This is a genomic window from Paraburkholderia sp. SSBN10T, from assembly GCF_056619545.1.
This window is the reverse complement of record NZ_JBWQQI010000031.1, coordinates 58,389-71,738: the sequence shown is the minus strand read 5'-3', so window position 1 is coordinate 71,738 and position 13,350 is coordinate 58,389. Positions and strand designations below refer to the sequence as shown.

Annotated in this window: 12 protein-coding genes; 6 read left to right on the top strand and 6 right to left on the bottom strand. The window is 64.8% G+C overall.

The features are described 5' to 3' along the window. Positions 1-238: 238 nt before the first annotated feature. From tilS to cysS, 4 genes are all read right to left on the bottom strand, one after another. On the bottom strand, positions 239-1,678 hold the full coding sequence (gene tilS, locus AC1ECK_RS33085; RefSeq protein ID WP_480326908.1) for a tRNA lysidine(34) synthetase TilS: 1,440 nt from the start codon (positions 1,676-1,678) through the stop codon (positions 239-241). Between the two features lie 44 nt (positions 1,679-1,722). Further along, positions 1,723-2,694: an acetyl-CoA carboxylase carboxyltransferase subunit alpha gene (locus AC1ECK_RS33080; protein WP_090685318.1), complete on the bottom strand. Its 972-nt coding sequence runs from the start codon at positions 2,692-2,694 to the stop codon at positions 1,723-1,725. Between the two features lie 125 nt (positions 2,695-2,819). Continuing rightward, a complete protein-coding gene (locus AC1ECK_RS33075) occupies positions 2,820-3,854 on the bottom strand; it encodes a DNA-3-methyladenine glycosylase family protein (protein ID WP_480326906.1) in 1,035 nt (344 codons plus the stop codon). A 47-nt stretch (positions 3,855-3,901) separates the two neighbouring features. Continuing rightward, positions 3,902-5,299 carry a cysteine--tRNA ligase gene (gene cysS / locus AC1ECK_RS33070; RefSeq protein WP_480326904.1) on the bottom strand — a complete coding sequence of 466 codons (1,398 nt, stop codon included), beginning with the start codon at positions 5,297-5,299 and terminating at the stop codon, positions 3,902-3,904. Between the two features lie 276 nt (positions 5,300-5,575). Here cysS and AC1ECK_RS33065 point away from each other — a divergent pair, with 276 nt between their 5' ends. The 4 genes from AC1ECK_RS33065 to AC1ECK_RS33050 all read left to right on the top strand — a co-directional run bounded on the left by AC1ECK_RS33065 (position 5,576) and on the right by AC1ECK_RS33050 (position 8,450). Then, positions 5,576-6,304 (top strand): tetratricopeptide repeat protein, encoded by a 729-nt coding sequence (locus AC1ECK_RS33065; RefSeq protein WP_480326902.1) that lies wholly within the window; start codon positions 5,576-5,578, stop codon positions 6,302-6,304. Positions 6,305-6,356: 52 nt separating this feature from the next. Further along, the gene (locus AC1ECK_RS33060) at positions 6,357-6,938 is read left to right on the top strand and encodes a peptidylprolyl isomerase (RefSeq protein WP_480326900.1); all 582 of its coding nucleotides are present in this window, start codon (positions 6,357-6,359) and stop codon (positions 6,936-6,938) included. A 123-nt stretch (positions 6,939-7,061) separates the two neighbouring features. After that, a complete protein-coding gene (locus AC1ECK_RS33055; protein ID WP_137955542.1) occupies positions 7,062-7,556 on the top strand; it encodes a peptidylprolyl isomerase in 495 nt (164 codons plus the stop codon). Between the two features lie 96 nt (positions 7,557-7,652). Beyond that, complete coding sequence (locus AC1ECK_RS33050; protein WP_480326898.1) at positions 7,653-8,450, top strand: UDP-2,3-diacylglucosamine diphosphatase; 798 nt, start codon at positions 7,653-7,655, stop codon at positions 8,448-8,450. 111 nt (positions 8,451-8,561) lie between these two features. Here the strand turns inward: AC1ECK_RS33050 and cysE are convergent, their stop codons facing one another. Beyond that, positions 8,562-9,377, bottom strand: coding sequence for a serine O-acetyltransferase (gene cysE, locus AC1ECK_RS33045; protein ID WP_480326896.1), 816 nt, complete (start codon positions 9,375-9,377; stop codon positions 8,562-8,564). A gap of 310 nt (positions 9,378-9,687) precedes the next feature. Further along, the gene (locus tag AC1ECK_RS33040) at positions 9,688-10,518 is read right to left on the bottom strand and encodes an RNA methyltransferase (RefSeq protein WP_480326941.1); all 831 of its coding nucleotides are present in this window, start codon (positions 10,516-10,518) and stop codon (positions 9,688-9,690) included. A gap of 321 nt (positions 10,519-10,839) precedes the next feature. Here AC1ECK_RS33040 and AC1ECK_RS33035 point away from each other — a divergent pair, with 321 nt between their 5' ends. Together AC1ECK_RS33035 and lplT are read left to right on the top strand one after the other, a co-directional pair. Beyond that, a complete protein-coding gene (locus tag AC1ECK_RS33035; protein WP_480326894.1) occupies positions 10,840-11,643 on the top strand; it encodes an inositol monophosphatase family protein in 804 nt (267 codons plus the stop codon). 210 nt (positions 11,644-11,853) lie between these two features. Further along, entirely contained in the window at positions 11,854-13,152 is a 1,299-nt protein-coding gene (gene lplT / locus AC1ECK_RS33030; protein ID WP_480326892.1) for a lysophospholipid transporter LplT, read from the top strand. Positions 13,153-13,350: the final 198 nt, after the last annotated feature.

The window sequence follows — 13,350 nt, the reverse complement described above, 5'->3', positions numbered from 1 at the left end:
TTATGGTCGCCGGGAAACACAGAAAACGGCCGGAAAACAGCAAAAGCGCATCAAAATGACGGCAATAGCGGCTTCGGGCAAACAAGTTAACGTACCCGATCGGGCGCAAAAAGACAAGCCGAAATCCCCGCAATAAGCACGGCAAAGGCTTGTGCGCAAAGGCGTTGCGCCCTGGTTCGCGGCGTCGCCGTGCTGCGGCGGCACATCGGGGCTGCGCCGCGGGTATCGGGCCGGCCGGTCAGGCGATCAGCAGATCCTCGCGCCAATCGATCCGTACATAGCCCCGTTCCCCCTGCGCAGCGCCGGCATCACCCTGCGTTGGCCACGCCGCCCGGTTCACGCCGAGCAGCGGCACGAACAGCAGCGTGTCGCCGGCGAACAGCAGCGGCACGTCGCGTTTCCACGCCGGCACGCCCTGCTCCTGGAACAGGTTCTTGAGGGTTCGGCTCGCACCCTGTGCGTTCGTGCGCATGCGCTCGCCGCCGCGGCGCGAACGGGCTGTGAGAGGCGCTGCCTCGAGGAGCGCGATTGGCACGGCAGCCGGGTCGTCCGCTGTCGTTTCGGCAAACACAAAGGTGCCGCGCCATTGCGGCAGACGCCAGATCGATTCGCCCTGCCAGGCGAGTTGCGCGAGCGCCCGCGCCACCAGCGCAGTTTCATCGCCAGGCTCCGCGCTGTCGCCCGCTTCCCAGTAGATTTGTCCGCGATAGCTGCGCAGCGCCTGACCGACGTGATCGACGCGCAGACTATGCGCCGCGCCCACTTCGCGCAGTTGCCGCAGCGCGTCGGTTAAACGCGCCGTCGATGCAGCGGGCAGGCCAAGCGAGCGCATCCAGAAACGCAGCAGGTTCAGCGCACGGTCGTCGTCGAGCGCGAGCAACGCATCGCGCGCGAGCGCGCGGCCCTCGTCGCAAGCGGCAGACGCCATGTCAAGGCGCGCGAGCTCATCGAGCAGACGTTGCGCGGAGGCCGCGTGGCCCGCGGTACGCGCCAGGGCATCGCGATAGCCCGGGAAATGCACGGCCAGCGCCGGCAGCACGTCATGACGCAAGGCATTGCGCGCATAGCGCGTGTCGGCATTCGATTCGTCGTCGACCCACGCGAGCGAGCGCGCCGCCGCGTACCGCTCAAGTTGCGCGCGCAACAAATGCAGCAGCGGCCGGACTCGCGTGACGCCGGCGCCCGCCGGCAAGTACTCGGGGGCCATCGCAGCAAGCCCCGCCAGCCCTGCCCCCCGCAGCAACTGCAACAGCACCGTTTCGGCCTGATCATCGGCATGCTGCGCGAGCCACAACGTTGCCGCGCCGTGCCGCGCGCACAGCGCGTCGAGCGCGCGGTAGCGGGCCTCACGCGCGGCCGCTTCGACACTCACGCCTGGGTCGCGCGCCACTTCCACACGCTCGGCCGCGAATGCAACGCCGCGCTCGCGCGCGAACGCCTCGCAATGCGCGAGCCACTGATCCGCATGGGGACTGAGGCCGTGGTGGACATGCAGCGCCAAGCAGCGCGACGCTCCGGCCACGCGCACCACGGCATCGAGCAATACGCTGGAGTCGACGCCGCCGCTGAACGCCACCGCAATCCGTGCGCCGTCAGACTCAGCAGGCAGCGCGGCAAGCGCCACGCCGAGCGCCTCGAGAACGAGGTGCTCGGCAGGAGAGTTAGCGGCGTGAGTCACGGCGAGAAGGCGCGCGGCGCCCTGGAATGGGAAGACGGGCCGGCTTATGCGCCCGGCGTCGTTTCCTTGAACTTGCCGTACGCCATCAGCCGTTCGAAGCGGCGTTGACGCAGGTCCGGGATGCTCATGCCATGGAACTGACGCAGCGAATCGGCCAGCGCACGGCGCAACATGGCGGCCATGCCCTTCGGATCGCGATGCGCGCCACCGAGCGGCTCGTTGACGATCTTGTCGATCAGGCCGAGGGCCTTCAGACGATGCGCGGTCAAACCGAGCGCTTCAGCCGCTTCCGGCGCCTTCGCGGCGCTCTTCCACAGAATCGAGGCGCAGCCTTCCGGCGAAATCACCGAATAGGTCGAGAATTGCAGCATCAGCACGCTGTCGCCCACGGCGATGGCAAGCGCGCCGCCGGAACCGCCTTCACCGATGATCGTCGAGATGATCGGCGTCTTCAGTTCGGCCATCACATACAGATTGCGGCCGATCGCTTCCGACTGGCCGCGCTCTTCCGCACCGATGCCGGGATAGGCGCCCGGCGTGTCGATGAACGTGAACAGCGGCAGGCCGAATTTTTCGGCGAGGCGCATCAGGCGCTCCGCCTTGCGATAGCCCTCCGGGCGCGGCATGCCGAAGTTGCGCAGCGAGCGCTCCTTGGTGTCGCGCCCCTTCTGGTGGCCGATCACCATGCAAGCCTGACCGTTGAAACGCGCGAAGCCGCCGACGATCGCCAGATCGTCCGCGAACGCACGGTCGCCGTGCAGTTCGTGGAAATCGGTGAACAGTTCGCTCACATAGTCGAACGTATACGGACGCTGCGGATGACGGGCAATTTGCGAAACCTGCCACGGCGACAGGTTCGCGTACAGATCTTTGGTGAGTTGCTGACTCTTCTTGGACAGCCGCTCGATTTCTTCCGAAATATCGACGGCCGAATCGTCCTGCACGAAGCGCAATTCTTCGATCTTCGCTTCGAGTTCCGCGATCGGCTGCTCGAAATCCAGAAAAGTGGTCTTCATTGGTTTTAATCCTTGGACTTACCAGGCAGCGCGTATTCTAACCGCGACCGCCGCTGTCAAAACCACCTCTAAACTATCGACTCGGCAAAATCGATAGCCTTGAGGCGGCATCGCATCAGATCAGTTCAATAGTCGACCGGCAACGGATCGAGACTACGCCACATATACCAGGTCGCGACCGTGCGCCACGGCTCCCAGTTCGCGGCGACCTCGCGCGCTTCGCTGCGCGTGACCGGTTCACCGCTGAAATAATTGACGCTGATCGCGCGGATCAGGCCGAGGTCGTCAAGCGGCAGGACATCCGGGCGCGACAGGTTGAAGATCAAAAACATCTCCGCGGTCCAGCGGCCAATGCCGCGGATCTGCGTCAACTCTTCGATCACGGCCTCGTCTTCCATCGAGGTCCACTTGCCGACGTGCAAGGCGCCCGAGACGAAGTGCTCGGCCAGATCCAGAATGTATTCCGCCTTACGTTTGGACAGGCCGCAGGCCATCAGCTTGTCTTGCCCCAGCTTGATGAACTGTTGCGGCACGAGCTTCGGACACGCGCTTTCGACGCGCTGCCAGGCCGCCTGTGCCGAAGCGACTGAAATCTGTTGTCCCACCACGGAACGCGCGAGCGTCACGAACGGGTCGCCCCGGCTCAGCAGATGCACCGGGCCGAATTTCGGAATCAGCTTCTTGAGAATGCGGTCGCGCTTGACGAGGTCGGCGCAGGCCCTGTCCCAGTAGTCGGGGCGCGAGACTTCCGCCGTGAGGCCGCCGACCTGCACCGGCACGGCGACTTCCGTGTCGTCGAGTGCACGCGTTTTGCGCACGACTTCACCGTCATGCAGCGTGTCGCGCGCGAGCTGCTGCGCCTCGTCGGCGAGTTCGGCCGGCAGCGCGCCGTTGCCGCTGTGCGGTTTCGCGCGCGGGGCACGCGTTGCTCTCGCCGGCCGGACCTGCTTGGCAGGCTTTGGCGCGTGCGCCGAGGCGCCGTTGAGCGCACGCTTCACCGGTGTCTTCTTTGCGGTACTGCCTGCCTTGCCGGCGACCTTCGCCGATGCGGGCGCCGCTTTCGCCGCGCTGCCGTTACGCGCGCGAACCGGTTTCACTGCGGCTGCCGCGCTTGTTTGAGACGCGGCCCGTTTAGCCGGCGTCTTCGTGGCCGTTGCCATCCTGCCTCCTGCCTGGCGAGTCGATCAAAGGGAAGTACGAGGTGCGCTCACACGCGCCGCCACTCGGTCAACCCGCCCGGTTTGTCTTCAAGTGCAACGCCGGCCTCGAGCAATTCGGCCCGAATCCGGTCTGCTGCCGCATAGTCCTTCGCCTGCTTGGCGGCCACGCGCGCGGCGATCTTCGCTTCGATCGCGGCGGCATCGAGCGCGCCTTCACCTGCACTGCCCGCAGCCTGCTGCAGGAATGCACGCGGCTCCCGGCCAAGCAGTCCGATGATGCGCGCGAGCGCTCGCAGTTGCCGGGCCAGCGCGGGATCGCGCGTGCGGTTCACTTCACTTGCCAGCTCGAACAACACCGCGACTGCCACCGGTGTGTTGAAGTCGTCATTCATGGCCGCCTGGAAACGCTGCGCGTGCGCTTCGTTCCAGTCGAGCCCGGCGTCGTCCGGCGCCACGTCTTTCAACGACGTGTACAAACGCGTGAGGGCGTTGCGCGCGTCGTCGATATGCGTGTCGCTGTAGTTCAACGGCGAGCGGTAGTGCGCCCGCGCGATGAAAAAACGCACCACTTCAGCATCGTACTGCGCCAGCACTTCCCGGATCGTAAAGAAGTTGCCGAGCGACTTCGACATCTTCTCATTGTCGATCTGAACGTAGCCGTTGTGCATCCAGTAATTGACAAACGTTTGCCCCGTCGCACCTTCGCTTTGCGCGATTTCGTTTTCGTGGTGCGGAAACTGCAGGTCCTGCCCGCCACCATGAATGTCGAAATGATCGCCGAGCAGCGTGCAGCCCATCGCGGAGCATTCAATGTGCCAACCGGGACGGCCGCGCCCGTACTGCGAATCCCAGCCCGTGTCGGCAGGCTCGTCCGGCTTGGCCTGTTTCCAAAGGACAAAATCGAGCGGATCCTGCTTCGCGTCGTTGGCCGCAACGCGCTCGCCGGCCCGCAGGTCTTCGAGCGACTTGCCCGACAGCTTGCCGTAGCCAGAAAATTTGCGCACCGCATAATTAACGTCGCCGTCGCTCGCCTGATAGGCATAGCCGTTCGCTTCCAGCTTCGCGATCATGCCGAGCATCTGCGGAATATATTCCGTCGCGCGCGGTTCGAGATCGGGCCGCTCGATGCCGAGCGCGTCCGCGTCTTCGTGCAGAGCGGCAATGAAACGATCGGTCAGCGACTTGATCGTCTCGCCGTTTTCGACCGCGCGGCGGATGATCTTGTCGTCGATATCGGTAATGTTGCGCACATAGGTGACCTTGTAGCCGAGCGTGCGCAGCCAGCGTTGTGCGATATCGAACACGACCATCACGCGTGCATGACCGATGTGACAATAGTCGTACACCGTCATCCCGCAGACGTACATCCGTACGACGCCCTCTTGCAGCGGCACGAAAGTTTGCTTCTCACGCGCGAGCGTGTTGTAGATGCGCAGTGATTCCATAGAGACGATGCGTGGGCCGAAAGAAATCCGCAATGTGTTTCGTGCGCGCCGTGGCCGTTCGGTACCAGCTCAGTATCTCAGCACAAAGCGTCAGTACCGGGCGTCAGCACAAAACGGCTGGGCGCATACAGCAGCAAACCGGCGCACCTGGTGCGGCGGTCAGGCTGCGATCAAGGCGGAGACGACCACGAGTGGCGAAAAGACAGTCTGTGGTTCAACGGAACGCGCAGACCTTTTGTTAGAATGGGTCGGAGTATAACATCCAGACTTGAGCCTATGAAACCTTCCAGCGGCCGCGCGCGAAGCGCCGCGACCCTCGCCGCGACGGCCCTGTGCGGCCTCGCCGTCATGCTGTTGCCGGGCGTCCCCGCGTACGCGCAGAAGTCCCCTACGTTCTCGCAAGGCCCCGCCGTGCGCGACGGCACACCGGAAATCGACGCCTCGATCGCGCAGAAAAACTGGAACGCCGCGCTCACGCAACTGGACGCCCGCATCGCCGCCAATCCGCGCGACGCGCAGGCGCAGTTCAAGCGCGCCACCGTGCTGGCTCACCTGAATCGCGACGACGAGGCGATCCAGGCGTTCATCGCGCTGACGCAGACTTACCCGGAATTGCCTGAGCCGTACAACAACCTTGCGGCGCTGTATGCCAAGCACGGCCGGTATACGGAAGCCCGCGAGGCGCTCGAAACCGCCACCAAGGCGAACCCCGACTACGGCCTCGCCTACGAGAATCTCGGCGACCTGTACTTGCGGCTCGCCGACTCCGCCTACCAGCGCGCGCAAAATCTCGGCCATGCAAGCGGTCCGACCCAGCAGCGCCTCGCCGACATCCAGAAGATCATCTCGCCGCCGCCGAGCAGCGCGAAACCGGTCAAGAAGGTTGCCGCGCCGGACGACTACACGAACCGCGCCACCTCCAACATAACGGAGTCGCCAAGCTTCCAGTTCGGCGGTGCGAACGGTTCGCTCGCCATGCCGCCGTATATGGCGCCGTCGCAATAAGCGCCGCTGCCGTACACTCGTCGCCAACGTTTTTTCCACCCTGAGGATCTTCATGAAATGGCTGATGCTGGCGCTCGGTAGCGCCGCCCTGATCGCGAACGCACCCGCTTTTGCCCAGTCCGCTACGCCGGCTGCGCATCCGTCCGTCCTCTTCAAGACCACGGACGGCGACATTCGCGTCGAGCTGTACCCCGAGAAGGCGCCGAAGACCGTCGCGAACTTCCTCGACTATGTGAAATCCGGCCAGTACAGCGGCACGATTTTCCATCGCGTGATTCCCGGCTTCATGATCCAGGGCGGTGGCTTTACGCAGAGCTACGCGGAAAAGCCGACGCGCGCGCCGATTCCGCTTGAAAGCCGCAACGGTCTGAAGAACGTCGTGGGTGCGATCGCGATGGCTCGCACCAGCGATCCGGATTCGGCCACGGCGCAGTTCTTCATCAACACCGCGGACAATGCCGGCCTCGACTATCCGGGCCAGGACGGTAACGGCTACGCCGTGTTCGGCAAGGTCACCTCCGGCATGGATGTCGTGAAGAAGATCGAAGCAACGCCGACCACCACGCGCGGCCCGATGGCCGACGTGCCGCAAACGCCGATCGTGATCGAATCGGCTACGGTCGTCAGCAAGTAAGCTTAGCAAGCGCACCCGCCGGCGAGGCAGGCGCTCACCGCCCTTGCACCGCTCACGCTCCGGCGCGGCCCCTCGTTCGATGCGCCGCGCCTTCCACCCACCCGTTCATCAAAGGATTCCATCATGGTCGAACTGCACACGAATCACGGCGTCATCAAACTCGAACTGGACGCCGAAAAGGCGCCGAAGTCGGTCGAGAACTTCCTCAACTACGTGAAGGCCGGTCATTACGACAACACGGTGTTCCACCGCGTGATCAACGGCTTCATGATCCAGGGCGGCGGTTTCGAACCCGGCATGAAGCAAAAGCCGACCGAAGCGCCAATCACCAACGAAGCGAACAACGGCCTGAAGAACGTCACCGGCTCGATCGCGATGGCGCGCACCAACGATCCGCATTCGGCAACGGCGCAATTCTTCATCAACGTGAACGACAACGACTTCCTGAACCACTCGTCGCCGACGCCGCAAGGCTGGGGTTACGCCGTGTTCGGCAAGGTGGTCGAAGGTCTCGACATCGTCGAAAAGATCAAGTCGGTGAAGACGGGTTCGAAGGGCTTCCATCAGGACGTGCCGGTCGACGACGTGATCATCGAAAAAGCGGTCATCGTCGAGTAAGCACCTGGGCGGGCGTCAGCGGCGGCTGCCATGCGCTGACGCCCGGCGCACCATCGAGCGATAGCATTTACTGCAACTGCACTCAGGCACTCTTCAATGCTGCAAGATACGCCGCTGCGAAGCGTCGCTGCGGGCGTGCCTGGCGAGGGCCAACGCCCGAACGCCGCACGCCCGTTTTTTTTCATCTCGGATCTGCATCTGAGCGAGGCGGTGCCGCGCACGGTCGCCGCTTTCGAGCACTTTGTCCGCGTCACGGCTGAACAGGCCGACTCCATTTTCATTCTCGGCGACCTGTTCGAGTACTGGATCGGTGACGACATGTTGAGCGATCCGTTCGTCGCCCGCATGACGGCATTGATGCACACGTTGTCCGAGCGCGGCATCGCGCTCTACATCATGCACGGCAATCGCGATTTTCTGCTGGGCAAGCGCTTCATGAAAGCAGCCGGCGCGATCTGGTTGCCGGACCCGTTCGTGATTACGGCATTCGGCATGCGTATCGCGCTCGCGCATGGCGACGCGCTCTGCACCGCGGACCGCGCCTACATCCAGTTTCGCCGCTTCGCGCGCTGCCGTTTCGCCCAGATGCTGTTTCTCGCCTCACCGTTCAGATGGCGCCGGGCGCTGGCCGAACGGATGCGCTCGGCGAGTCAGGAAGGCCGCTCACGGCCGGTCTCGCCCAAATACGATGTGACGCGCGAAGGCGTTGCGGCGTTGTTCAAGGAGACGGGGACGGCCACGATCGTGCATGGTCATACGCACCGGCCGGCCCACCATCGCGAACCCGGCGGCACGCGCTGGGTGCTGCCGGACTGGGATCTCGATCACGGTGAACGCCGTGGCGGCTATCTACGGGTCGATGCCGAAGGGATCAAGGCTTTGCCGCTGGATTGATGGGACTGCCCGGTGCCACCCGCTCGTTCGCGAACCGCAAGCGGCGAAGGCATCCTGGGTCGGCGCCCACTCGCGGGCTCTAGGACTTCGCAGACTGACTGAGCCGTGCGCTCAGCTTTCAGCCGCCACGCCATCGACCTTCCCTGCGATTGCCGCAGACAAACGCCGCAGATCGAGCAGCGCCGCATCCGCGCCCTGCAGCGCTTCGAGACTGGTGCCCAGACGCTCCAGCGCGGCGACGATTTCGTCGATGCGTTGCGACTGCGTCGCTGCATGGTCGATCAACCCATGGATGGCGAGCGACACCGGATCGTCGGCATTCGGCGTAATGCCATAGGCGCAGAAGGCGCCGCGCGCCGGCGCGCCGGCCTGTGCACCGCGAGCGCCGGTCGCCCCTGCCGCGGGCGCCGCAGCCGGCACGATCACCCGGGCCGGATTGCCCACCGCCGTGCCGCCCGCAGGCACCGGCTTCACCACCACCGCATTCGAACCGATCTTCGCCTCCGCGCCGATCGTGAAGCCGCCCAGCACCTTGGCGCCGGCGCCGACGATCACCCCGCGCTCGAGCGTCGGATGGCGCTTGGCGCCGCGCGTGAGCGACGTGCCGCCGAGCGTGACGCCCTGATAAATCGTGCAGTCGTCGCCGATTTCCGCGGTCTCGCCGACCACCACACCCATGCCGTGGTCGATAAACACGCGGCGTCCCACCGTCGCGCCGGGGTGAATCTCGATGCCCGTGAGGAAGCGCGCCAGTTGCGAGACGAAGCGCGCCAGCCAGCGGCGCCTCGCCCGCCAGCAGGCATGGGCGAGCCGGTGCAGCACCAGCGCGTGCAGCCCCGGATAACAGGTCAGGACTTCCCAGGCGCTGCGGGCGGCGGGATCGCGCTCGCGGATCGTAGCGATGTCTTCGCGAAGTCTCGTGAACATGGCAGTGACGCTTTCGTGGGGAGGAGTCGCCGCCTCGCGGCGTACGACGGCGCTGCCGGTTAGCACATCGGCAGCTTTGCTTAGAACGTTTCGAGCAATTGTAGGGCGATTGCGGCAAACCTGCCGGATGTCCCCGCTCCCGGCAAGGTCGTCAGGGATGGCGAGGCAGTAGCGGACCGTGCGCCGACCTTTCAAGGAAACGCCGGGCCGCCCCAAGTTTCCCGCCCGGCAAGAAGTCCCCGCCCCAAAGGAAATCCCCTTGGGGGGATTGGGGGATTGGCCTGACACGTAAGCGGCAAGTCTGAGGCGCTCAGGAAGCGCCGTCGCCCGGCTGCTTCACCTTGAGCAGAATATGCTTGGCGATGCCGCGCAAGATATTCACCTCTTCGCGCTCGAGCCCGGAGCGCGCAAACAGCCGCCGCAGACGCGACATCAGCTTCTTTGGATTGGCCGGATCGAGAAATTCGAGCGCGACGAGCGCGCTTTCGAGGTGCGCATACATGCCTTCGATATCGTCGCTAGGCGCAAGCGAGTACGCTGCGCCCTGCCCTTCGGCGCCGCCGGCAGCCGCGCCGCTCGCGCCGGCCAGGCTGCCCGCGCCGAGGTACGCGGTGCGCAACTCATACGCCAGCACCTGCACCGCCTGCGCCAGATTGAGCGAGCTGTAAGCCGGGTTGGCCGGAATATGCGCGAGCACGCTGCAGCGCTCGACATCTTCGTTGGACAGCCCCGTGCGCTCGTTGCCGAACACCAGCGCGATGTCGCCATGCGCCGCGTGCTCGCACGCGTGCGCCGCCGCGGCACGCGGCACGAGCTGGGGCGGCCCGTATTCGCGCGCGCGGGCCGTCAGCGCCACCGACCAGTGCACGCCATTGAGCGCATCGGCCAAGGTGGGGACGACGTGGACGCCGGCCAGCACATCGTCTGCGCCGCTCGCCATGGCGATGGCCTCGGGATCGGACTGCACATGCGGCACGCGCGGCGCCACCAGCACGAGACGCGAAAAACCCATGGTTTTCAGCGCGCGTGCCGCCGCGCCGACATTGCCGGGGTGACTGGGTTCGACGAGCACAAAACGGGTGGAGGTAAAACCGCCGCGCACCGGCGCAGCGCTGTCCGGCCCGCAGATCTCGGACGGCAGGGAGGACGAAGACGGATTGTGGGGTTGGGCCACGATGAAAATGGGGAGCTAAAGACCCCTATGGTAGCGCCAACCGCGCCCGCGAACCTACCCGCCTTGCGCGGTGCGCTGCCGGAGAACCCCGGAGTCGGGTAAAATCACGCCTATTGCGCCGTCTTCGCACGAGCGCCTCGTTCTTATTCAATTCGTCTCCGTCGACGGAACGCCTGTCAAGGGGCGGTTCCGTGTTGTTTCAGCTGCGCAGTTGCGGCTGATTTACAGCTCAATTTCAGCTCATTACCGGTAAGCAGCCGCGCTGCCCCGGCACAAGGATCCAGGCTCATGCATCCCATGCTCAACATCGCCGTCAAGGCCGCCCGCCGCGCCGCGCAAATCATCAACCGGGCATCGCTCGATCTCGACCTGGTCCAGGTCAGCAAGAAACAGCACAACGATTTCGTCACGGAGGTCGACAAGGCGTCGGAAGCCGCGATCATCGATACGCTGAAGACCGCCTACCCCGATCACGCCATCCTCGCCGAAGAATCCGGCAAGTCGGACAACGAGTCCGAATACCAGTGGATCATCGACCCGCTCGACGGCACCACGAACTTCATCCACGGCTTCCAGTACTACTGCGTGTCCATCGCCCTCGCGCACAAGGGCATCGTGACCCAGGCCGTCGTCTACGACCCGAACCGCAACGACCTGTTTACCGCCTCGCGCGGGCGCGGCGCGTTCCTGAACGACCGCCGCATCCGCGTCGGCCGCCGCGACCGCCTCGCCGACGGCCTGATCGGCACCGGTTTCCCGTTCCGCGAAACCGACGGTCTCGACGCCTACGGGCGTCTCTTCAAGGAAATGACCGAAGCCTGCGCCGGCCTGCGCCGACCGGGTGCGGCCGCGCTCGATCTCGCGAACGTCGCCGCGGGCCGCCTCGACGGCTTCTTCGAACAGGGCCTGCATGCCTGGGACATGGCGGCCGGCAGCCTGCTGATCACCGAGGCCGGCGGTCTGGTGGGTAATTACACGGGCGATTCGGACTTCCTGCACGTCGGTGAAATCGTCGCCGGCAATCCGAAGGTGTACGCACAGATGGTGCCGATCCTCTCGCGCTATAGCCGCACGAAGCAGCAGGCGGCGTAAAGCTGTCACACCCACCAGGCGGCTTCGGCCGCTTTTTTGTTGGCGCCGGCGCCGCGGCTCGCCAAGGCCGGCGGCGCCACCGGCTGCATGCCGCGCCGCCGGCACGCCGGAGCGCTTCATGCTACAAAGCGACAAGCCGCGCCGGCATCCGCTTTCCTCGTGCCGTCGTACTTTTGGCGCGCGATCCCGCGCAGCATCCCGAATTGCTTCATGAAAAAAGGCTTCTATACGATCATTGCGGCGCAGTTCGTCTCGTCGCTGGCCGACAACGCACTGCTGATCGCGGCGATCGCGCTGCTCTCGGTGATCCGCTCGGCCGCCTGGGTGACACCGCTGCTGCAGATCTTCTTCACGGTCTCGTACGTGCTGCTGGCGCCGTTTGTCGGCGCTTTTGCCGATGCGCTGCAAAAACGCCACGTGATGTTCGTCTCGAACGCGCTGAAGGCAAGCGGCTGCCTGCTGATGATTGCCGGCGTGCATCCGATGATCGCTTATGGCGTTGTCGGCTTCGGCGCGGCGGCCTATTCGCCTGCCAAGTACGGCATCCTCACTGAATTGCTGCCCGCTGACCGGCTGGTCGCGGCGAACGCATGGCTGGAATCGGCCACGGTGCTTTCGACTATCGTCGGGACCATGCTCGGCGGTGCGTTGATCAGCACGTACGCGACCAACTTCGTGACGCATGCGCGGCTGCCGCTGATTCACTCCGCGGCGGATCTGGCGATGTTCGCGGTGATGGTGACCTATGCGATCGCGGCGGCGATCAATGTGGGCATCCCCGACACCGGCGCGCGCTATCCGAATCGCCTCAAGGAGCCGAAGAAACTGGTCGGCGATTTCACGCATTGCTTCAACGTGTTATGGGCCGACAAGCTCGCGCAGATCGCACTGTGGGTGACCACGCTGATGTGGGGCGGCGCGGTTACGCTGCAGTTGCTGGTGTTGAAGTGGGCCGACGTGAATCTGGGGCTGTCGCTTTCGAAGGCGGCCGTGATGCAGGGGATCACGGGGCTCGGGATTGCGGTAGGCGCCGCGGCGGCCGCAACGCTGGTGCCGCTGCGCAGTTCGTTAAAGGTGCTGCCGGTCGGCATCGTCACGGGTGCTGTGGCGATCGCGATGGCGTTCTATAGCAAGGGGCTGTTCCCCCAGGGCATGGGATTTCGAGTCGGTCCTTTCGTTACGCCGATCTATATCGTGCTCGCCTACCCGTTGATGATCCTGCTCGGTGCGCTGTCGGGGTTCTTCATCGTGCCGATGAATGCGTTGCTGCAGCATCGCGGCGCCACTCTCCTCTCAGCCGGTCATTCGATCGCGGTGCAGAATTTCAACCAGAATCTGGCCGTGCTGCTGATGCTCGGTTTGTACGCGGTGCTGCTGACGGCGAGGCTCCCGGTGCCCTGGATCATCGTGGTATTCGGCACCTTCATCACCTTCATGATGTGGCTGGCGAGGCGCAGGAGCGTGGCGAACGCGCGCAAGGTCGACATGCGGGCGCTGGTCGAAGAGTAGTCGTTGTGTTCGCTAACGGGCGTGGCGAGCCCCTCGCTATCGCGCCCGTCAGCTTGCCGGACAGCAAAGGTGGGGGTCCCTCTTAACGCCCCCTCCCCCCTTCAAGCTACCCCGCCCCTGAGCGCTTCTGCTGCGCCCGGTCCACCCCTTCCCCACCGCTGGATTGACCAATCCAGCGCACGTCCTGCATCAGGGCCG